Source organism: Fictibacillus enclensis (assembly GCF_001457035.1).
Lineage (GTDB): Bacteria > Bacillota > Bacilli > Bacillales > Fictibacillaceae > Fictibacillus_C > Fictibacillus_C enclensis.
Genome location: NZ_KQ758625.1, coordinates 20,086 through 41,809 on the forward strand (window position 1 = coordinate 20,086; position 21,724 = coordinate 41,809).

24 protein-coding genes and 2 tRNA genes are annotated in these 21,724 nt (G+C 45.4%); all 26 read right to left on the reverse strand.

Features of this window, described 5'->3' with window-relative positions; genetic code table 11:
• Nucleotides 1-138: 138 nt before the first annotated feature.
• Nucleotides 139-213: transfer RNA gene (locus AS030_RS22470), tRNA-Glu, on the reverse strand.
• A 24-nt stretch (nt 214-237) separates the two neighbouring features.
• Nucleotides 238-314, reverse strand: a tRNA-Met gene (locus AS030_RS22475).
• 338 nt (nt 315-652) lie between these two features.
• A complete protein-coding gene (locus AS030_RS22480) occupies nt 653-1,144 on the reverse strand; it encodes a S1 domain-containing RNA-binding protein (protein ID WP_061975935.1) in 492 nt (163 codons plus the stop codon).
• Nucleotides 1,145-1,217: 73 nt separating this feature from the next.
• Nucleotides 1,218-1,598, reverse strand: a complete 381-nt coding sequence (locus tag AS030_RS22485) for an FtsB family cell division protein (protein WP_061975937.1) — start codon at nt 1,596-1,598, stop codon at nt 1,218-1,220.
• 10 nt (nt 1,599-1,608) lie between these two features.
• The gene (gene yabQ / locus AS030_RS22490; RefSeq protein WP_061975939.1) at nt 1,609-2,211 is read right to left on the reverse strand and encodes a spore cortex biosynthesis protein YabQ; all 603 of its coding nucleotides are present in this window, start codon (nt 2,209-2,211) and stop codon (nt 1,609-1,611) included.
• Entirely contained in the window at nt 2,208-2,513 is a 306-nt protein-coding gene (gene yabP / locus AS030_RS22495; protein ID WP_061975941.1) for a sporulation protein YabP, read from the reverse strand. The genes yabQ and yabP overlap by 4 nt, the downstream gene beginning before the upstream one ends.
• 99 nt (nt 2,514-2,612) lie before the next feature.
• Entirely contained in the window at nt 2,613-2,894 is a 282-nt protein-coding gene (locus tag AS030_RS22500; RefSeq protein ID WP_061975943.1) for an RNA-binding S4 domain-containing protein, read from the reverse strand.
• Nucleotides 2,895-3,167: an HU family DNA-binding protein gene (locus AS030_RS22505; protein ID WP_061975945.1), complete on the reverse strand. Its 273-nt coding sequence runs from the start codon at nt 3,165-3,167 to the stop codon at nt 2,895-2,897.
• 113 nt (nt 3,168-3,280) lie between these two features.
• Nucleotides 3,281-4,732 (reverse strand): bifunctional methyltransferase/pyrophosphohydrolase YabN, encoded by a 1,452-nt coding sequence (gene yabN / locus AS030_RS22510; RefSeq protein WP_061975947.1) that lies wholly within the window; start codon nt 4,730-4,732, stop codon nt 3,281-3,283.
• Nucleotides 4,733-4,734: 2 nt separating this feature from the next.
• The gene (locus tag AS030_RS22515; protein WP_061975949.1) at nt 4,735-6,324 is read right to left on the reverse strand and encodes a putative polysaccharide biosynthesis protein; all 1,590 of its coding nucleotides are present in this window, start codon (nt 6,322-6,324) and stop codon (nt 4,735-4,737) included.
• A 306-nt stretch (nt 6,325-6,630) separates the two neighbouring features.
• Nucleotides 6,631-7,167 (reverse strand): stage V sporulation protein T, encoded by a 537-nt coding sequence (gene spoVT, locus AS030_RS22520; protein WP_061975951.1) that lies wholly within the window; start codon nt 7,165-7,167, stop codon nt 6,631-6,633.
• A 159-nt stretch (nt 7,168-7,326) separates the two neighbouring features.
• Complete coding sequence (gene mfd, locus AS030_RS22525; protein ID WP_061975953.1) at nt 7,327-10,860, reverse strand: transcription-repair coupling factor; 3,534 nt, start codon at nt 10,858-10,860, stop codon at nt 7,327-7,329.
• Between the two features lie 163 nt (nt 10,861-11,023).
• Nucleotides 11,024-11,254, reverse strand: a complete 231-nt coding sequence (locus tag AS030_RS22530) for an anti-sigma-F factor Fin (RefSeq protein WP_061975955.1) — start codon at nt 11,252-11,254, stop codon at nt 11,024-11,026.
• A gap of 77 nt (nt 11,255-11,331) precedes the next feature.
• The gene (gene pth, locus AS030_RS22535) at nt 11,332-11,892 is read right to left on the reverse strand and encodes an aminoacyl-tRNA hydrolase (protein ID WP_280513448.1); all 561 of its coding nucleotides are present in this window, start codon (nt 11,890-11,892) and stop codon (nt 11,332-11,334) included.
• A gap of 147 nt (nt 11,893-12,039) precedes the next feature.
• A complete protein-coding gene (locus tag AS030_RS22540; protein ID WP_061975958.1) occupies nt 12,040-12,711 on the reverse strand; it encodes a 50S ribosomal protein L25/general stress protein Ctc in 672 nt (223 codons plus the stop codon).
• A gap of 102 nt (nt 12,712-12,813) precedes the next feature.
• Nucleotides 12,814-13,767, reverse strand: a complete 954-nt coding sequence (locus AS030_RS22545) for a ribose-phosphate diphosphokinase (protein ID WP_061975960.1) — start codon at nt 13,765-13,767, stop codon at nt 12,814-12,816.
• 51 nt (nt 13,768-13,818) lie between these two features.
• On the reverse strand, nt 13,819-15,198 hold the full coding sequence (glmU, locus tag AS030_RS22550) for a bifunctional UDP-N-acetylglucosamine diphosphorylase/glucosamine-1-phosphate N-acetyltransferase GlmU (protein WP_061975962.1): 1,380 nt from the start codon (nt 15,196-15,198) through the stop codon (nt 13,819-13,821).
• A 461-nt stretch (nt 15,199-15,659) separates the two neighbouring features.
• On the reverse strand, nt 15,660-15,950 hold the full coding sequence (spoVG, locus tag AS030_RS22555; RefSeq protein ID WP_053356264.1) for a septation regulator SpoVG: 291 nt from the start codon (nt 15,948-15,950) through the stop codon (nt 15,660-15,662).
• A gap of 167 nt (nt 15,951-16,117) precedes the next feature.
• On the reverse strand, nt 16,118-16,495 hold the full coding sequence (locus AS030_RS22560; protein ID WP_061975964.1) for a RidA family protein: 378 nt from the start codon (nt 16,493-16,495) through the stop codon (nt 16,118-16,120).
• On the reverse strand, nt 16,488-17,327 hold the full coding sequence (purR, locus tag AS030_RS22565) for a pur operon repressor (RefSeq protein WP_061975965.1): 840 nt from the start codon (nt 17,325-17,327) through the stop codon (nt 16,488-16,490). Before purR ends, AS030_RS22560 begins: the two co-directional genes overlap by 8 nt.
• Before the next feature lie 118 nt (nt 17,328-17,445).
• On the reverse strand, nt 17,446-18,345 hold the full coding sequence (gene ispE / locus AS030_RS22570) for a 4-(cytidine 5'-diphospho)-2-C-methyl-D-erythritol kinase (protein WP_061975967.1): 900 nt from the start codon (nt 18,343-18,345) through the stop codon (nt 17,446-17,448).
• 128 nt (nt 18,346-18,473) lie between these two features.
• The gene (locus tag AS030_RS22575) at nt 18,474-18,650 is read right to left on the reverse strand and encodes a small, acid-soluble spore protein, alpha/beta type (RefSeq protein WP_061975969.1); all 177 of its coding nucleotides are present in this window, start codon (nt 18,648-18,650) and stop codon (nt 18,474-18,476) included.
• Between the two features lie 118 nt (nt 18,651-18,768).
• Entirely contained in the window at nt 18,769-19,029 is a 261-nt protein-coding gene (veg, locus tag AS030_RS22580) for a biofilm formation stimulator Veg (RefSeq protein ID WP_061975971.1), read from the reverse strand.
• Between the two features lie 241 nt (nt 19,030-19,270).
• Nucleotides 19,271-20,146, reverse strand: coding sequence for a sporulation peptidase YabG (yabG, locus tag AS030_RS22585; RefSeq protein ID WP_061975973.1), 876 nt, complete (start codon nt 20,144-20,146; stop codon nt 19,271-19,273).
• A gap of 86 nt (nt 20,147-20,232) precedes the next feature.
• A complete protein-coding gene (gene rsmA, locus AS030_RS22590) occupies nt 20,233-21,108 on the reverse strand; it encodes a 16S rRNA (adenine(1518)-N(6)/adenine(1519)-N(6))-dimethyltransferase RsmA (RefSeq protein WP_061975975.1) in 876 nt (291 codons plus the stop codon).
• Nucleotides 21,105-21,662, reverse strand: coding sequence for a ribonuclease M5 (gene rnmV / locus AS030_RS22595; protein ID WP_061975977.1), 558 nt, complete (start codon nt 21,660-21,662; stop codon nt 21,105-21,107). The genes rsmA and rnmV overlap by 4 nt, the downstream gene beginning before the upstream one ends.
• Between the last annotated feature and the right edge of the window lie 62 nt (nt 21,663-21,724).

Sequence of the window (21,724 nt, forward strand, 5' to 3'; positions counted from 1 at the left end):
AACGGTTAGAGCATCCCCCAAAAACTTCTCGACGAACAAATACAAAAATCATGTATTTGCATTGAACAAATACAAAAAACCCTGCATTTGCAGAGAAGGGCTTCTCCTCAAAATGCAGGGTGTATCATTCTATATGTATGGTGACCCGTACGGGATTCGAACCCGTGTTACCGCCGTGAAAGGGCGGTGTCTTAACCGCTTGACCAACGGGCCAGCTTGTGCTTTTTGTAGAAAAAATGGTAGCGGCGGAGGGGATCGAACCCCCGACCTCACGGGTATGAACCGTACGCTCTAGCCAGCTGAGCTACACCGCCATGTTAAAGACACAAATAGTATATTACAAGAAGGGGCCCCCCTTGTCAACGCTTTTAAAAAAGAATTAAATAAAAAGTTGAAACAGCACAGTTTTTGGCACAGGAATTTTTAAGATTTTTAAAAAGTTCTCTAATGGTGAGGCTTTAAAATCATCGTTGATCCGTAGTTTGTAATGCAAGATGCGAGAGATGCGGGTAAAAACGAGCATCCTGAAACGTAAATCAACAACTCACAATTACAAAGGTTAGCGCGAAAAGAAAAGGCCTCTCTTTTTCAAGAGAAGCCTTGGATATATAATATAAGGTCGTGAAGCTTGAGCATTCAAATCAGCAGCTTGCTATCCTCGGCGCGCTCCGCGTCCGCCGCGTTTTGACTCAGTTTGGCGTTTTAATGTTGCCAGACGGTCTTCACTGTCTTTTAAGAATTTACTCATTTTATCTTCAAATGTTACAGCCGTGTTAAAACCACCATTGCCGCGAGGTGAACCTTTGCGCTGTTTATTGAATCCGCCTTTTGACGGTCCAAACCCACCGCTTTTCGGTGCGCCATAGTTTCCTTTGTTCGCTCCGTAGTTGCTTCTCGTCGGTGCCGGGTTATCCTTTGCTTTTTTAATGGATAAGCCGATTTTGCCATCTTTTTCGATATTCATGACTTTAACTTCGACTTCATCTCCGACTTTTAAGTGGTCATTGATGTCTTTAACATAATTGTCTGCAACTTCACTAATGTGCACAAGTCCGGTAGTTCCTCCTGGCAGCTCGACAAACGCTCCAAAATGAGTAATCCCTGTAACCTTACCTTGCAACTTGCTGCCTACTTCAATTGACATGAAGAAAATGCTCCTCCTTAGGTATTCATAAGTTTACTTTATTATACATTATACATGTGTAAAATTCGGGATGTCAATCCGACGAAGATCCGTGTGTTTTAAACACGATCTCCCCCTTCTTGGACATGAATAAATCACGCCGCGCGATTTCCCCGATATAATCAACGTCTTTTAGTTTATGCGCTTCCTCTTTCAGTTGTGCCTTCTTTTCCTTAGTTTGCGCTAACTTGGACTTCATCTGCTTTTCCTGCTTCCCCTTCTCGGCAAGGGTAGACATTTGTGATGTGATGGTTGAAAGCATGGCAAACGCAAGAACTGAAAAAATGACCAGGAAAGCCGCCAGCCTGCGGTATAAACCACGTTTCCTCTTTGCGTCAATCTTTTGCTGGAGATGATGTTCCTTTACGTAGCCCGTATTTAATTCAGTGATGTTCTCTTTACTAAACTGGACCATGTACAACCTCCTATTTCTCCTTCTTGCGGAACCAATTTTTGACTGTATTCTTCAGAGAAATAAGAATCCCTGCTTTTTTTAGCCATTTACCTTTTAAATTATACCATGTTTGCTTGGGAATGAAACGTAAAATCAGGCTGAATAACCATTTTACCGGTAAAAAAATGATTTTAAGAACAAGCCGGACGAGGGCCCAGACCCACCGTACAGCCAATAGAACCAGCGCAAAAATGATCGAGATGACCCATTTTACGGGATGGACGATAAGAGCAAAGAGCAGCCGCACAATAAAACGATACAAATTGCTTATTAACGTGATCAGGACTTCCAGTGACTTTTTGTAGCTTGTCTGAAAAAGGGCCTTGTACATACTAAAACCGCACAGAAGGGCAATAAAAATATACAAACGGAGATTGGCATGGTTTACATGAAGCAGCACATAAAAAACGATCAGGGCCTGCAGCAGCCAAAAGATGGTGTCATTGATGAAATGCAGCCAGTACCATTTCCTGCGTTCATGGACGAAGCGGCCATAGGTATCAATGGCCATTCCGATCCAAATTCCCGCGGCTGCCATGGCCAGCATGGTTTGAAACTGTACAGAAAGAGTCATTTGAAGAGCTTGCCAAAGAATCCTTTAGTTTTTTCTCCGCTCTGCTGGTCCAGGTAAACCAGATCGAACACTTTTCCTTCAATGGACACCATGCCGGACTCCACATCCAGGTTTTTCATTTTCAAGTTTGTACCCCGAATAGCCAGAAACCCCATCGTTGTCTCGAGAAGAAATTCTTCGTTATCAAAGCTCTCCACCTGTTTCACACCGGTGATCTCCAGCTTTTTCCGTCCTACCATCTTCACATCGTGATCCGGGTTCGTGTTTTTATTTAATGAGCCATAATCATAGTGTTGGTCCATTTTAATCCCCCTCTTTCGCTATATGTTTATGAAAAGGGGGACAACTTTAGAACAGACCACATTTTATGAATCAAAAACCTGCCCAATAAAAAGAAGAGCCTAAAATTTAGGCCCTTCTTCCGTTGATTGAAGTGATTCTTCATTGATGATGGTATACATCCCGGCAGCGTCCTCTTTTTTCGTGAACTCTTTCAGCTCATCCACACGGACCGTGACAAGCTTCTGGCCAAAGCGGATCTTGAGTTCATCCCCGGCTTTCAGAACCGAAGAGGACTTTGCCTGTTTGCCGTTAACGGCAATTCGCCCTTGATCAGAAATTTCTTTTGCCACCGTCCTGCGTTTAATCAGTCGGGAGACTTTAAGAAATTTATCCAGACGCATTTACTTTACAGCTTCCTTCAGTTTATTTCCCGGACGGAAAGCAGGAACCGTTGACGCAGGGATGCTGATCTCTTCCCCGGTCTGAGGATTGCGTCCTGTACGGCTTGAACGCTCTCTCGTTTCGAACGTTCCGAATCCAACAAATTGTACTTTATCTCCGCTCTTAAGCGCTTCTGTAATCTCATCAACAAGTCCACTTACAACCACTTCAACGTCTTTCTTTGTTAAACCTGATTTTTCAGCAATATTGGTAACCAGTTCATTTCTGTTCATTTTAATAGCCTCCTTAGCATTCTTTCAAAAGATTCGGATAAAGTCCAGAAAACTTAAGGGTTCCGCTTGCTCTGAACAATATTCTCTAAGAAAAAAGGGATTCCTTCCGGGTTTTATAAATTTTCTTTTGCTTGATCCCAGAGTTTATCCATCTTTTCCAGCGTTGTGTCCTGAGGGGTTAGCCCTTCCTTAGCAAGCTCCGTTTCAATGTACCGGAACCGCTGGTAGAATTTTTGATTTGTTAGGGACAGGGCCTCTTCTGGATCAATGCCATAAAAACGGCCAAGATTGACCATGGTAAACAGCATGTCCCCAAATTCTTTTTTGCGTTCCTCATCAGACTGGGCAGTTTTCCATTCGTCAAATTCTTCCCTCAGCTTGTCTATGACAGGTGTAATCTCATCCCAGTCAAAGCCCGCTTTTGCTGCCTTTTTTTGATAATCATAGGCTTTATGAAGGGCAGGTAGTCCTTTGGCCACGCCATCCAAAAGAGAGGTCCGGTGGGCGTTGCCTTTTTCGGCCGACTTGATTTCCTCCCAATTTTTCAGCACTTGATCCGCTGTCTCTGCTTCAACATCTCCAAAAACATGGGGATGACGCCGGATCATTTTCTCAGCCAGGACGGAAATCACATCATCAATGGAAAAATAACCCTCATCTTCTCCGATTTGGGCGTGCAGCAGCACCTGAAGCAGCACATCTCCCAACTCTTCCACCAGATGCTCATCGTCTTCTTCGTCGATGGCTTCAATGACTTCGTACGCTTCTTCTATTAAATAGCGTTTAAGGGATTCATGTGTCTGCTTTTTATCCCATGGGCAGCCGTCGGGCCCGCGCAATGTGGCAATAACGCCCCGCAAATGTTCAAAATCCTTGAGCAGCATGATGTTATCCCGAACAGGCGGAACATAAACCGCTGTCAGATTATTGAGTTCCACCGAACGGTCCAATTCGTGCAGCGGAACATAGTGAACGGACTCGCTGGTACTTCCCGCAGCCGTTACGACCGCAACTTCAAAATCGTCTGGGTACTTATCCATCAGCGTAAGTTTTACATCGGACGCAATAAACCCGTCATACACCTGAACAATAATAAGGTGGTTGCGAACCTGGATCTGTTCTTTCTTCAAACTAGTTCCATCGAGTATTTGGCACCCTTCGATTGGATCGATTTTCAGAGCCGTGTACATTTCATCCAGAAAGCTTTTTCCTCCGGCGACTTTCACCTGGATTTCCTTGCCCTCTGCTTCTTTTAGCAGGATTTGAACGGTCTGCTCGGCAACAAGCGGGTGCCCCGGCACTGCATAGACGATGTCGTCTTCCAGTGCTTTTTCAAAAAGGACAGAGGTAATCTCCCGGTAAACCGCTTCAAAACCATCATGCTTTTCATAGATATCATCAAAAAACGTCATGTGAATTTCTTCTTTTTGAAGCTCCTCTACTGCCGGATGATCTTTTGTGCGGACATACAAATGATCCGTCTTCTGCAGCAGACGGTACACTCCCATGGTGAGCTGATCAAGATCCCCTGCTCCTAAACCAACGATCGTAATCGTACGAGACACGTTTAACTCCTTCTTTCTTTCCAGCGGCTCAATATATGCCGGATTTTTTGTAATTTTGGAATACGCATAAGGTCATCGGCTCTAAACACCTTGGCCAGCAGCAATGCGGCCAACAGCACGATTCCCCCGCCTGCACTGGCACCCAGGGAAATCACGGCGCTCGCTGTACGGGTCTCGGGCAGCGCTGCAGCTAGTCCTGATTTGATAAGCCAGGCGGACAATGCCATAAGGGCGACTGCACTTCCGATGCGCATGCCGTAAAACTTTTCCGCTGCGGCAAACCCGGTCCTTTTTTCAAGAAAAACAAGATTTATGCCTGCTGCTAAAAAGGAAGCAAGAACGGTAGCTGCACTTGCTCCTAGCTCGTGAAGAGATGACATTAGAACCGCGTTTCCCGCAATTTTAAGTAGAAACGCCAACAAGACACTGATGACAGGGTATATGGTCGATCCAAGCCCCTGGAGCAAACCGGTTGAGGTCAAGAACAGGGAAACCGGCAAAATCGACAGGCCGAGCACGGCGATTTCCAGAGATCCTTCTTTATTTTCAAACAGCATCATATTGACCGGCTCAATAATCACGGCAAGGCCGGCAGCAGCAGCCAGTCCAATAATAAAAACAACCTTGATCGACAGGCCGCAGATTTTGCGTACACTCGTAGCATCTCCACGCCTTTTTGCTGCTGCCACCGCCGGAACAGCGGCGAGGGAAAGCGACGTTGCGATCACCGTTCCAAGCTGAAGAAGCGGCTGTGCTCTGTCAAATATCCCTTTGATTTTCCGGGCACTCTCTAAAGCGATACCGCTTTTACTGAGAAAATTGACAAAGGTAAACGCATCTGCGAGCTGAAACAGCAGCAGAATCATGGAGCAAAGGGACAGCAGCAATCCTGCAGACAGCAGTTGAACACTGCCTTTTCCTGGCGTGATGAAGCGAGGGCGCATCCATCTTCGTTCCTTTTGCTCTCTACTGAAAAAGAGGAATAAGACGAGCAGTCCCGCCAGTGCCCCCACAACCGAGCCTGAGGTCGCAGCCGCACCTGCTGTATAAACACTGTATCCCTGTGACATGAAGTAATAGGAAAACCCAATAATGCACAAAACACGGATCGACTGCTCAACCACCTGGGAGTAGGCAGTCGGCTTCATCTGTTCCACTCCCTGAAAAATTCCTCTGAACACGGCGACAAAAGGCACAAGCAAGTAAATAAAGGATGTAGCTTGAATCGGCAGCTGCAAACGGGCATCACCCATCCAGCTGGCAATGTGAGCCGAACCGAAGAAAAGCAAAACAAACAAAAGGATACCTGCAGCGAAAAACGCAGTAAACGCCTCCTGAACCCTCTTTTTTCGATGGGTGGCCATCTCTCCCGATTCAGACAATATACGGGAAAGCGCGACCGGGAAACCGGCCAATGCAAAGATTGAAGCTATTCCGTAAAAAGGGTACACCTGCTGAAACACATAAAACCCGGTATCCCCCGTTATATTCTGATAAGGAATGCGATAAACCACACTCAATATTTTTACAATAACCATGGCAAGCGCCAGCACAACCGCACCCTGCAATATCCGTTTCGATTGATCGTCCATACCTTCTCCTAACAAAAAACAACATAACGTACAACGTATTATAGCATGGAAAGGCTGAAGTGGCCGTTTAGAGATGAAAAGCGCTGGAGTTCTCCCGTCACAACACGCTTTTTGTGTTGAATCGGGAGAGCGAAGCAATCGAATCTCTGGTCACTGAAGCTGGATCAGGAAAGGCTGAGGCCGCTGTTCAGAGACGACAGGCATTGGAGGACTTCTGCACAACACACTTTTTGTTTTCTGCAGGAGGCCGAAATGATCGAGTCCAACAAGGACGAAAAAAAGAAGGAGCCGAGGCACCCTTCTTTTTTAATGTTCCATTTGCCTGGCAAGAAAGCCGGCTGCTGTTTCTGCAAGCTTTTGCTCTAGCTCTGTCATTTTTTTGCCTTCTTTGGAGAGAAGGGTGACGACACCAATAGGGTCGCCGCTGGCTACGATGGGAGCAATAACATAAGATGAAGACTCTGTATTTCCATCAACCATTTCCACGGTCGTGCTGTTGGCCTCAAGCACCGACTTGCGGTCGTTCATGGAAGTCTCTACGACTTTTCCGATTCCTTTGTTCAAGTAATCTTTCTTGGATCCTCCTGCCACAGCAATATAAGAGTCGCGATCGGCGATAAGAACGATATGTCCGGAGCTGTCAGCCAGAGATTCTGCATATTCTTTCGCAAAATCGCCAAGCTCATTAATCGGCGAATACTTTTTCAGTATGACTTCCCCGTCCCGGTCCACAAAAATCTCAAGAGGATCGCCTTCTCTGATACGAAGCGTGCGGCGAATCTCTTTTGGAATAACAACCCGGCCAAGGTCATCAATACGGCGTACAATGCCTGTTGCTTTCATTGAATAGTGCCCTCGCTTTCATGAGATGTAATCACTGGATGTATTGCATAAATGAAACCTTCTTTTGAAGATTGTTCCATTCTCTGCTGTTATTATTTGTTTCCTTGCGAGTTCTATTCATGAAATGCACTTTTGTTTTTTAGCCGGGGGTTATCTCGTTTATGACCTTGCCTTCGCTTTATCTTTTTTTGCGCTTTTTAACTTTTTCAATACTTTCTCCATGGCTTGGAGCAGTTCTTTATCGGAAATACGTTTTTTATTAAATACGATTTTGAGCTTTTCTTTTTCCACACCCAGGTTAATGAAGCGGCCGATTTTATTGACGATTTCAAACAGCTTGGCTCCATCTACTTTTTCTGTTGCTTCCTCTGACAGGAGTATCGTAACTGTATCGCCTTTTTGTTCAATGCTTTCTGCTTTCTCCCGCTTGGCGAGCTCTTTAATGCGTGCAATGAAAAGCAGGCATTCCACTTCCACCGGATAATCGCCAAAACGGTCGATCAGGCTGTCATGCAGCTCATCCACATCCTGCAGGGAGCTTGCTGCTTTAAATTGCTTATACATATCAATCTTTTGCTTGCTGTCTTCAATATAGGAAGCCGGAATATAAGCATCCACTTCCACGTTAATATCGATAACGGGCGCCGCTGCCTTCGGTGTTCCACCTTTTCGTTCTTCAATGGCTTCCTGCAGCATTTGGGAATAAAGATCGAAACCAACAGAATCAATGAACCCGTGCTGCTGTGCTCCAAGCAGGTTACCTGCTCCGCGGATGGTTAAATCCCTCATGGCGATTTTGAATCCGGAACCGAGTTCAGTAAATTCCTTTATGGCCTGAAGTCTTTTTTCTGCTACTTCCGTCAGCACTTTATCCCGCTGGTAGGTGAAGTAGGAGTAAGCGACACGGTTTGAACGGCCGACACGTCCTCTTAACTGGTACAGCTGGGAAAGTCCCATTTTATCCGCATCATAAACAATCAATGTGTTCACGTTTGGAATGTCCACACCGGTTTCAATGATGGTCGTTGACACCAGAACATCTGTGTTGCCTTCAAGGAAATCAAGCATAACGGATTCCAGTTCGTTTTCCGACATTTGGCCATGGGCGACACCGACTTTAACATCCGGTATGAGAGACGAAATCTGCTCGGCCATCCGGTCAATGGAATCGACACGATTATATAAAAAGTAAACCTGTCCTCCGCGCCCAAGCTCGCGTTCAATCGCCTCTCTGACCAGCGACGCATTATATTCCACCACATACGTCTGAACCGGGAAACGGTTTTCCGGCGGAGTTTCAATAACCGACAGATCTCTGACACCCAGCATCGACATGTGGAGGGTTCTCGGGATTGGCGTCGCCGTTAACGTTAATACGTCAACATTGGCTTTTAGCCGTTTAATTTTTTCCTTGTGGGTCACACCAAACCGTTGCTCTTCATCAATGATAAGAAGACCAAGGTCATGGTATTGGACATCCTTGGAAAGAAGGCGATGTGTACCGATGACAATATCGACCGTCCCGTTCTTCAATCCTTTTGTCACTTCCGTTTGTTCTTTTTTTGAGCGGAACCGGCTGAGTGATCCGATCGTTATTGGGAATTCGGCAAACCGCTCGCGGAAGGTTTCATAGTGCTGCTGCGCCAGGATGGTCGTCGGTACCAAAAAGGCTACCTGTTTGCCGTCCATAACCGCTTTAAATGCAGCACGGATTGCAACCTCAGTTTTTCCATAGCCCACGTCTCCGCACAGTAGGCGGTCCATCGGCCGGGTCCGTTCCATATCCGTTTTGATTTCGTTGATGGCCCGGATCTGGTCGTCTGTTTCCTGGTACGGGAATGAGGACTCAAATTCCTGCTGTTCGGCCCCGTCTTTTCCGAAGGCATAGCCGACACTTGCTTCCCGTTCCGCATACAGCTTGATCAAGTCATCGGCAATATCCTGCACCGAGGACTTAACTTTGTTCTTAACCTTCTTCCAATCGCTGCCGCCCAGTGCGTAAATTTTCGGTTCCTTCGCTTCGGACCCGACAAATTTCTGTACCTGGTCGATTTGCTCAACCGGCACGTAAAGTTTATCGTTGCCCGCGTACCGGATATGCAGGTAATCTTTGTGAACACCTTTGATCTCCAGGGTTTCAATCCCCAGATATTTTCCGATCCCGTGGTTCACGTGGACAACATAATCTCCGACCTTAAGCTCGGAATAGCTCTTGATCCGCTCGGCATTGGACATTTTCTGAGAGCGGACGGGACGCCTGGCTTTCTTTGTGAAAACTTCCTCTTCCGTAATCACCGCTAGCTTTTGCTTTGGTGATTCGAAGCCGCTGGAGAGGTCTCCAATCAGAATTTGGTTCACTTTTGGCTTCAATGCTTTGTCGCTTGAAATCAGACTTGCATCCATATCGTAATCCGCAAGCACCCGTTCCAGACGCTTTGCCCGTTCTTCACTCGCCGCAAGAAAGACAATCGTATAGTTCGTTTTTTTCCATCGTTCCAGCTCACCCTTCAGTACATTAAGCTGTCCATGGAAATTTTGCATGCTTTTACTTTCAACATTCAAGATGTTTTGCGGATTCGTATGTGGAACATGGCGCAGGAAAAGAGAAAGGTAGATTTTTTGATAAGGCGTATGCTGAAGAATGTCGCGGTCTTGAGACAGGCGGATATCTGTAAGAATCTCACCTTGCATCAGCATGGAAGTATGCCATTCGGCTTCTTCTTTTTCAAGCTGGTTGGACATTTCCTCCACACGGCTCACTTCATCCATGACAATAATGCTGTCATCCGGTACATAATCCAATAGACAGGCAGGCTCATCATAAAACAGGGAAATATATTTATACATCCCCTGAAACCGCTGCCTTTCCTTGAATTGCCCCATTTCGTAGTTCATGTGCTCGACAAGGGATTCTTTCACGTGCTTGTCTTTTACCTTTTTCAGCGTGGATGCGAGGCCCGCTTCCATCTTGTTAACGACCCCATCAAATTGTTCATCATAAAGCAGGATTTCCTGTGCTGGCCCGATGGTGATTTTTTCTGTTTTTTCATCCGACCGCTGTGTATCTGCTTCGAAATAGCGTATGGAATCAATCTCCGTATCAAAGAGCTCAATCCGGATGGGCATCCGTTCGGTTAATGAATATATATCAAGAATGCCGCCCCGCATGCTGAATTCACCGGGGGCCGATACCATGCTCACCCGTTCATAGCCGATGGCTACCAATGTATTTAAAACGTGTTCAACGTCTATATCCATTCCGGTTTCAAAATGCAGTTGGGACGTTTTCCAAACCTCTTTTGGCGGTAAAAAACGCCGTACTCCCGCGATCGGCGCAACAACCACACCTTTGTCACGAGAGGTTAAAAAGTTCAATACTTCCAGGCGCTGTGCCTTTAATTCCGGGCTCGCAATGGCTATTTCCGAAGAAATAAGGTCATTGACGGGATATAGAAGAACATCTTCTTCCGGAAGAAGGCTGCAAAGGTCTTCATATAGCTTTTGAGCCTGGTACAAATTATGAGTAATCACAAATTGGGTTTTGCCTGTCTCTTCATACAAAGAGGCAATCAGCAGTGTTCTTGCCGATCCGGACAGTCCCGCCACAAGCTGCTCTTTCAAATTCTCCTTCAGGCCGGTCAATACCGCCTGAAAATCATCGCCCTGGCGATAATGCTGCTTCAATCCTAACATGTAAACCTCCCCCCTGACGAAATACTATTCTCCGTATTCCTCAGTACTATGTTGTATATGCTTCTTCTTCGTATTTCTTGCTTTTTTCCCCTTTTACACGCCAAGTATGCTCAACCGTCCTGAAAATAGAAAAAGGCCTTGGCTTGCTGCCAAAGCGTCTTTCTTATTGAATAAAAGAATGGAGCGCGTAATAATCCGGGTTTCTTTCGAGCGCTTCATGACAATCCTCGCAAATGGTTTTGACGTGAATTTCACCTTGCTTGTCATACTCGATCATCGTCTGCCTGTCTTCTGCGGACAGCTCATGAAAGCCAAGCTGCTCAGCCGTCAGACTGTTCTGATCCAAACGCCCGACGTGTTTTCCGCAATGGCGGCACTGGTAATGAATGGCCACGTTTTTTCAGCCCCCTTATCCGGTTCACTAGCATAAGATATGTTACTACCATTATGAACGGAACAGGGGGATTCTATTCAGCCGTTGTACTTATTCATGACACGTATAAATGGCATGGAAAGAAAGGCTTCGCAGGCATCAGCAGAGCGTTCCACTGTCTTCTCGACAAAAGGAACATCTTCCTTTGAAAAAGGGCTCAGTACATAGTCGGGAACAGGCTGGGCATTTTTCGGACGGCCAATACCGAACCTGACCCTGTTGTACTCCTGCGTGCCGATATGGGCAATGATGGATTTCATTCCGTTATGCCCTCCGGCGCTTCCTTTTTCCCTTAGCCTGAGTTTCCCTGCCAGAGTATCCAAATCGTCGTAAATCACAACCATATCCTCGACCGACAGTTTAAAATAATCCATAAAGGGACGAACGCATTCACCCGATAAATTCATATATGTTAAAGGCTTCAACAAATAAACCTTTTCTCCGTTTATAACGCCCGATCCATATATCCCTCTAAACTTAGATTGGTTTAAGGGAATATTGAAACGCCGGGACAGTTCGTCAATTACCCAAAACCCGACATTGTGGCGGGTTTTTTCATATTCTCGGCCTGGGTTGCCGAGACCTACAAACCATTTCACCATGAAATCCTCACTTTCTGAAACAAAAGCCCTTTTTGCTACTTTTATTATACACGAAACTCTGTCACTCATTAATTAAGACGCCTGTTATCATAAACAAACGGTGCAGCCTGTAAGCTGCACCGTTCGAGTAGATTTGAGGCTATCTTATTCCTTTGTTTCGCCGCTGTTATCTTTATCCTCTTCGTCCACGGCTTTGCCTTCTGCATCTCCGCCTGCATCCGCTTCAGCTTCTTCCGCATCTTCTGCGTTCTCATCTTCGGTTTCAGCAACGGTCGGAGGTGTTACGGTAAGAACCACTTCTTCCTCGTCATCGATAATTTCGTAGGAAGATGAAGTTGGAAGATCTTTCACGAGGTAGGAATCGCCGATGTTAAGATTTTCAGCATTAACTTCGATGTGATCCGGGAAGTCATTCGGTTTGGCTTTAACCGTTACCGTATGAAGGATACGCTGAAGAACGCCGCCTTCTTTTACTCCCGGTGATTCTCCTGTAACCGTAAGAGGCACATCGGACTCAATTTCCTTCTTAAGGTCAACCACGATGAAGTCAACGTGGGTCACTTCATTTTTCAAATGGTCCCGCTGAATCTCCTGAACCATAACGGACTGCTTTTTACCATCGGTATTAAGGTCAATTACCCCGTTCAGTCCCTGTTCTTTTAATACTTTTATAAATTCGGTCTCAATAACCGCTACTGACAGAGGTTCTGTGCCGCTTCCATACACTACTGCAGGCACATTTCCTTTTTGCCTTAGTTGAGTGATATAAGAACGTTTTGTGGTATTTCGTTGATTGGCTTTGAGTTCTGTTGCCATATTATTTCACCCTTCCTAAATATAAGTCTCTATAAGAATTACCCTATTTATCCAAGTTTAAAACAAGCAAGCAAAAAACCTTGACCTAAAGATTACCTGGCCTTAATCAAACAATTTGGAAACGGAAAGCTGCTCATGCACACGAATAATTGCTTCACCAAGCAATGGCGCCACAGAAAGCTGTGTCACTTTGTCTGTGCGTTTTTCTTCCGGCAATACGATCGTGTTGGTAACTACAAGCTCTTTGATGCGTGAGTTTTGAATACGCTCAATGGCCGGACCAGAGAGCACCGGGTGGGTACAGCAGGCATATACTTCCTTCGCCCCATTTTCCACAAGTGCATTTGCTGCAAGCGTGATCGTTCCGGCGGTATCAATAATGTCATCAATCAAAATGGCTGTTTTGCCTTCAATATTACCAACAATATTCATGACCTCTACCACATTCGGGCGCGGACGGCGCTTATCAATAATGGCGATCGGAGCTTTCAGGCGATCTGCCATTTTACGGGCACGTGTCACACCACCGTGGTCCGGTGAAACGACAACAATATCTTCAAGTTTTTTATCTTCAAAATAATTGGCAAGAATCGGAACACCAAGAAGCTGGTCCACCGGAATATCGAAAAAGCCTTGAATTTGGGTAGCATGAAGATCGATCGTAATCAATCTTGTTGCGCCAGCGGTTTCAAGAAGGTTTGCTACTAGTTTTGCTGTAATGGGTTCACGGGCGCGCGCTTTACGATCCTGTCGTGCATATCCGTAGTACGGAATAACCACATTGATCGTTTTCGCTGAAGCACGCTTGAGTGCATCAATCATGATAAGAAGTTCCATCAGATGCTCGTTCACCGGGTCGCTTGTCGATTGAATAATATAAACCTCACTGCCACGGATGCTTTCTTCAATATTAATTTGAACTTCGCCATCACTGAAGGTAGTGACGGAGCTTTTTCCAAGATCAATACCGATATGCTTTGCAATTTCCTGGGCGAGTTCGATATTGGAATTTAACGTAAAAACCTTTAACGTAGAATCAACATAACTAGTAGCCATTAACACCTATTCCTTCCGTTTTTAACTGCTTGCTCAATTATTTTGAAAGCATTACGCTTTATTGTTGTTTCTGGATTTGGAAACATAATTTTCTTTGTTCGTCTGACGGCTTCTGGCAATTGAAAGTGCCTCCGCGGGAACATCTTCCGTAATGGTAGATCCAGCGGCTACATACGCATTTTTCCCCACTGTCACAGGAGCAATCAAATTGGAATTGCAGCCAATGAATGCGCCGTCTTCCACTTTGGTGAGGTGTTTGTTTACCCCATCATAGTTTACCATAATTGTGCCGCAGCCAAGGTTAACATCTCTGCCAATTTCTGCATCTCCCACATAGGTAAGGTGGGATGCCTTGCTGCCTTGAGCCATTACTGATTTTTTCACTTCCACAAAGTTCCCGATTTTCACTTGATCTTCAATGGAAGATGCCGGACGTACATGGGCAAATGGCCCGATACTGACTTTATTCCCCACTTCACTGTCATGGACCACTGATTGCTTGATGGTGTTGCCATTTCCAATCGTGCTGTCCTTGATCTCGCTGTTTGGGCCAATGATGTTGTTATCGCCAATTCGCGAGGTTCCGGTAATCATGGTGCCTGGATAAATAACGGTATCCCTGCCAATGACAGCATCTGCAGAAATATAGGTCTGATCCGGGTCCACGAGTGTGACACCATTTCTCATGTGGTTTTCATTAATTCGTTTTTTCATCGTTTTCTCTGCTTGCGAAAGTGCGACACGGTCATTAACACCAAGCGTTTCATCAAACGAAGGTGTTTGGTAAGCCGCTACGGTTTCACCCTGCTTCTGAATGATTTCAATGACATCCGGAAGGTAGTATTCGCCTTGGGAATTATCATTGTTGACAGAAGAAAGAGCCTCAAATAAGGACTTGTTATCGAAGCAGTAGGTTCCAGTATTGATTTCTTGCACCAATTTCTCTTCATCTGTTGCGTCTTTGTGCTCTACGATCCGCTCAACCGTCCCGCTTGCATTGCGAAGCACCCGGCCGTAGCCTGCAGGATCTTCCGCTTTTGCAGTCAAAATGCTGACTTTTGCTCCGGCAGCCTGGTGTTCATCAATCAGTTTTTGCATGGTCTGTGCAGTAATCAGAGGCGTGTCTCCGCATACCACGAGCGTAATGCCTTCCTCGTTGGACAACGTTTCTTCCGCTTGCATTACAGCATGTGCCGTTCCAAGCTGCTCTTCCTGAAGAACATACGCTGAAGCGTCTCCTAGCTGGTCTTTTACTTTTTCAGCTCCGTGGCCTACCACTGTTACGATCTTCTTCATGTCCAGCTGAGAGATCTGATCGACCACATGTTGTACCATCGGTTTGCCACAGACAGGATGTAGTACTTTATATAGACTGGATTTCATTCTTGTTCCTTGACCTGCAGCTAACACTACTGCATAGCGATTACTCATAAATGACCTCCACTAGTATTTACTATTATTCTGGTAATATTCCATTACGAATATATCTTATAATCAAAGCCATTTCAAGGAATGTGCAGAAGTTGTCAAGGGATTGTTAAAAAGCGGAAGCGCCTTGCTCAAAAGCGACAGACGTCGGAGTTTTCGAACACAATACGTTCTTCTGTATTTTGTGAGAAAGCGAAACGGCAGAGCTTTTAGGCGCTGAAGCTGGATTCGTTAAAAAGCGGAAGCGACCGTTTAAAGCCGATAGACGTTGGAGGACTCACTCATCAACACGTTCTTTGTGTTGTGTTGGGAGTGCGAAACGGCAAAGGCTTTGGGCGCTGGAGCTCGATTCGTTAAGCGGAAGGCCGCTGGCACAGTCTGGAAGGCGGACGGCAAAAAGGGCGTAAAGAACACTAAAAAAAAGAACCCCCATTTTGGTAAGGAGTTCTTTTAATCATTAATTATCAGGACGCTCCTGCTTCTTCAAAAGCAGATTCCATTTCACCCATTCTGTGATACTCCGTCAATACCGCGTTTTGAATCTTCTCGCGTGTACTCGACGTGATTGGGTGAGCAATATCTCTAAATTCCCCATCCGGGGTTCTTTTGCTAGGCATAGCAACAAACATTCCGTTGTTTCCATCAATCACACGTATATCATGAATAACAAACTCATGATCGATTGTAATTGAAGCAATCGCTTTCATTCGGCCCTCAGTGTTCACCCTTCTTAGTCGTACATCAGTCACTTCCATTCCAAACACCACCTTTTTCCATAAATAAGAACGTATAACAACATTTCTTCATTTCCTTGCAAAATCCTTCTATTAATATGATAATTTTTAAAAAATTTTGTGAAATAAAAAAACAGCACCTTTTCAAATGAAAAGGTGCTATTTTCCTATCTTCTAGATCATCTTTTTTAAGACCTGACGAGTGCAATGACTTCGATTTCAATTTGAACGTCCTTTGGCAGGCGTGCCACTTCCACGCAAGAGCGGGCAGGTTTATGGTCCGAGAAATATTCTCCGTAGATTTCGTTGATTTTACCGAAGTCATCCATATTTTTAATAAAGACGGTCGTTTTCACAACCTGGTCAAAGGAAGAGCCTGCTGCGTCCAGCACAGCAGCCAAATTTTTGAATACCTGGTGAGTTTGGACTTCAATACCTCCCTCAACGATTTCCCCCTCTGCGGTCAATGGAATTTGTCCCGAACTGTAGAAAAGATTGTTCACAACCATTCCCTGTACATATGGACCAATGGCTGCTGGTGCTTTTTCAGTCTGTACCTTATTCATTTTTATTCGTCTCCTTTTGGTTGAAATAGTTCCCTTCTTCGACCTCTATTCGCTGTTCTTTTTCATTAACACTTGCCAGTCTGGTGAGTGACACATAATCGTCCACCAGTCGTTCTGCCCCATCCTGTGCTTCCACAAGCACGCCAATTCCCGCAACTTCAGCCTGAAACTCTTTGATCAGACTAATCATGCCACGAATCGTTCCGCCGGCTTTCATAAAATCATCAATGATCAGGACATTTGCGCCTTTTTGGATGCTTCTTCTCGCCAGCGCCATGGTCTGGATGCGCTTTGTGGAACCTGAAACATAATTGATGCTTACCGTGGAGCCCTCTGTAACCCTGCTGTTGCTTCTTACGATCACTACAGGAACATTAAGCTGCGAAGCCACTGCATAGGCGAGTGGAATTCCCTTTGTTGCCACGGTCATGACTGCATCAATCTTTTGGTGGGAAAAGACAGAGGAAAACAGGCGCCCCACTTGATTGACCAGGTTGGGATTACCGATGATATCTGTTAAATATAAATATCCTCCTGGCAACAGCCGTTCCGGATCCTCAAGCATATCAATGATTTCATGGATGATACCTGACGCTTCTTCCTTTGAAATCGACGGAATGTATTTAACACCGCCTGCCGCACCGGCAACGGTAATGATTGAGCCGATTCCCTGGTATTCAAAGTTTTCCTTGATGATGGCCAGATCCTCACTGATGGATGATTTGGCAGATTGATACCGTTCTACAAAATAAGACAGTGGAATTAACTGATGCGGATGCTGCAATAAATAAGTGGTGAGATCAACCATTCTTCCGCTTCTTTTTAATTTCATCCTTTTCCTCCAAAAACCGAATATTTGAAGTTAATATACCATTTTCATACGGTTTTTATCAACAAAGAAATGGAAATCCTTAAAATTAAGCGGGAATTTAAATGGTTGTTCTGCTTCACTATTTTTCCCGAATGGAGTCCTTAAAGTCTTCCTGTCCTTCACCCAATAGACGTACAGCATATACTTCCGTACAAAATCCTCTCAGTCCGTTATAGACACGGTTCACACGGGATTCATGCTGAAACAGCCCAAATACGGTAGGGCCGCTGCCGCTCATCAGCACTCCGTCTGCGCCGAGCCGGTGCATCTGATCCTTAATTTGCTTTACTTCCGGATACAGTGGAAGAGTGACCGTTTCAAGAACATTCCCGAGCTCCCTGCAGATGGCCTCGTAATCATAGCCTTCGATCGCCTGAACCATTGCATCAATGTCGGGATGCTCGATATTTTGAACATTGAGCTTGCGGTAGACCTCAGCTGTGGAAACCCCGATTGGCGGCTTGGCCAGGAGCACCCAGCAAGGCGGCGGCGGTTTAATATGCTGAATATGCTCTCCTCTTCCGGTTGCAATGGCTGTGCCTCCATACACGCAAAAAGAAACATCAGAACCGATTTTCGCGCCGAGAACAGCCACTTCGTCAATCGTCAGTCCCAGATCCCAGAGTTCATTCAGGCCCTTCAGTGTTGCGGCGGCATCACTGCTTCCCCCTGCCAATCCTGCGGCCACCGGAATATTTTTGGAAATATGTATTCCGACACCTTTCTTTACCCCAAACGTCTCTTTCAGCAGCATTGCTGCCTGATATGCTAAATTCCGCTGGTCAAGAGGCACAAATCCGCCTGTGGATTCGATCGTAATTTTATTTTCCTCAAGGAGGGTCAGTTCCACACGATCCGCCAGATCCACTGTAGTCATAATCATCTTAACTTCATGGTACCCATCTTCCCGCTTACCGAGAACATCAAGAGACAAATTGATTTTTGCCGGAGCTTTGATGGATATCTTTTTATCATTCATAAAGATTCCCCTATATCATTAATATATAATTTGATACTATCACAAATCCGGAGCAGCCTCTATATGGAAAAGAGACTGCGGCAAAGGGTCTACAAAAAAACCGGAGCATGGCTCCGGCACTCGCGTATTTATTGCTGTCGGGACAGGTTCTGCTGTGCGATCTCAATTGCACGCTTCACCATATTGCCTGCATCCTTGGCCTTGATGCCGCCCCAGCCTTCCTGCTGGACCGTATTATAAAACCCAAGGTCTTTGGCAAGCTCCATCTTGAATTGCTCAGACATCATTCCACGTCTTCTGCTCATGATGCAAACCCCTCTCATATAAAAAATAAGCGATATGGATTAGTATTTTACGATTGGGGTATGGTTATGTATGAATAGGCGGCTTGAAAAAAAGCATAAAAAAAAGCAGTAAGAATTCTTACTGCCCGCTAACCACCTGGGATTCTTCTAAGAAAGTAAGTTCAACGGTTTCCGTTAATACGTCAGCGTAGCTGTAAGAAACACGTTCAAAAGCGTTGGTGTCCTGATCCAGTTTAATAATAAATACGGCAGGGTATGTTTCTTCCAAGGTACCAAGTCGTTCAATCGTTTTGCGACGACCTCCGTTAGCTCTCAGAGAAAGTCTTTTACCCACGTTAGACTCCAAAATTCGTCTAATGTCCACTATTGTTTTACCCATATCGGCTCCACCTCACTTAGACAAATTGTAACATAAATCGCTACTTTTTGTCAAATTAAAACTAAAATTATAGCAATTTTGAAGTTCGAATGTCAATGAAAAATTATCCTTTTTTTCACTTTTATTATGTGGACAAATGTAAAAATTATGTATGAACACCAAAAAACTTTAAAAAAACACAAAAAAGCCTCCAGCGAGGAGCAGCATAAGTCAGGCCGCTCTTTGCAGGCTGGAAGCCTTTTTATTGCATATAGGTCTGTGATTTGATCGGCATGCCAGTCCTCAAGAAGCCTTTCGTTTCGACCCCGCCCAGACCTTCCCTTCCCGTAAGGGTGTTTCTCAGGACGTCCATCACATTCACATGATCCATAAACGACGTAAGACTGATCTTTGAAACAATATAGACCGGGTCCAGAGCATGAATATTAATTCGTGCGGGTGAACTTGCAAAATTGCTGCCGGCTTTGATCAACGATTCAAAATGGGACTGACAGGCACCGGCAAATATCATGAGATGGTCCAGTTGCGGGTATTTCCGGCGGATTTCCCTAACCGTCCGAACAAAGAACTTAGTATGGCGGTAGGCCTGCATATCCTCAATGGAGCCTTTGCTTTTCATATACGCATCATGTCCGGTAATGACAAGAATATCAGGACGGACCTCATCCACAAGGGCCGGAACTTTCTCCGGCATCTCCGTCTCTTTGATATGAATTCCGTACACCGGCACACCCAGCCGTTTATATAATTCCAGGCATTTGCTGAGGTAAAGAGGATCACCATCCACATGCAGCACTCGTCCGGGCAGTTCAAAATAAGATTGATCATATTCGTAACCGTTCGTCGAGAGGTACTCCCTTTTTTGCCGGAGCAGATAATAATCCTGCCGGAACAGCTTGTAAGAAGACTCTTCCTTTGCCTGGCCCTCCTGACGCCTCTCATGCTGCTGCTGCTGCGACATGGTCACGAGATCAGCGACAGGAGCATCGGCCAAGAGACGCATTTCCTCTCCTGCCAGGTCAGCTACTGTTTTATCTTCATTAAAACCTACGATGCGGAACAACAAATCACAATTATAAGATGTTCTGCCAACCACTGCACCAATCTCAAGTTTCATCAAACTCCCCCTGTTTGGGAAAAAGTACAAATCCCAGTTACCATATTCTTATTAAAGATATGTAACCGGGATTCGAAACATGAGTCTCATTTTAAAAGAGGAGCCAACGCATCTGCGAGCTTGGCAAACTCCTGAATGGTCAGGGTCTCGCCCCTTCGTTTAGGGTCAATCTCAATGTGTCCGAACACCTTTTCGAGCTCTTCACGCTTCTCTTTTAGTGGAAGGTTATTGAGGAGATTGTTCCAAAGAGTTTTCCGTCGCTGTGCAAAGGAAGAACGAATGACTTCAAAGAGGAAATCTTCATCCTGCACCTGAACCGGAGGCTCCTTACGCAGCGTCAGACGGATCACAGCCGAGTCCACATTCGGTGCAGGCACAAAAACCGTTTTCGGCACCTTCAGGACGGTCTCAGCTTCCGCATAATACTGGACGGCGATGGACAGGGAGTTGTACTCTTTTGTCCCCGGTTTCGCCGCAAGCCTGTCCGCTACCTCCTTTTGAATCATGCAGACAATCCCCCTGATGGGCAGCTTTTCGGTAAGCAATTTCATGATGATGGGCGTAGTCACATAATAAGGAAGGTTCGCCACCACCATAATATCCTCAATGCCGGAAAACTCTTCCTGAATCACTTTATTCACGTCAGCTTCCAGAATATCCGAATGAATGACTTTAACGTGAGGATAAGGTGCGAGTGTTTCACTTAAAATAGGCAACAGCCGCTGGTCAATTTCAAATGCTACGACCTTTTGTGATTGACGGGCAATATGCTCGGTGAGCGAACCAATTCCAGGTCCGATTTCAATCGCTCCGGTATGTTCCGTCAGGTTTGCCTGAGCAACGATGTTATTCAATATATTGCGATCGATCAAGAAATTTTGACCGAGACTTTTTTTAAATGTAAAGCCATGCTTCTTCAAAATGGCTTTCATGCTTTGCGGATTCGAGATATCCTTCATTATTCCCGCTCCTCCTGTTGTATTTCAAGTATGGCATCAGCAAACTGCTCTTCCGTGATCTGAAACATCATCAATCGCTTGTGAAGCTGCTTGCCATTCATATAGCCAATCCTTAATCGCCTTCCCAGTTTTTCTCTTCTGGCCTTTGCCTTTGGTCCGCCGATCAGGCCGGCCGAAACAAGATCATTCCAGGTGATCCGTTCCACTTCTTCAATATATTCTTCCTTTACATTATCGAGCGCTTCCCTGATGGATTCCTTGGATGCATGCTCCACACCGAGCCCTCTTTTATTCTTTGCGATGGCCTCTTGTTTCGGAAGAAAGGCATGCTTGCAGCCTGGTACGTTGTTTGAGATGATTTTTCGAATGCGTTCACCGGGGTAATCGGGATCGGTAAAAATGATCACTCCCCGCTTTTCCTGGGCAAGCCGGATTTGCTCAATCGTCTCCTCACTGATTTCAGAGCCATTTGTTTCAAGGGTATCCGCATTGACTGCATTCTGTATCACAGTGGTATCACTTTTTCCTTCTACCACGATTACTTCTTTAATTTTCATAATTTCCTCCCAGATGATGCAAAAAACTACTTTCTAGTATACCCTTACTTTCCTTTTAGGAA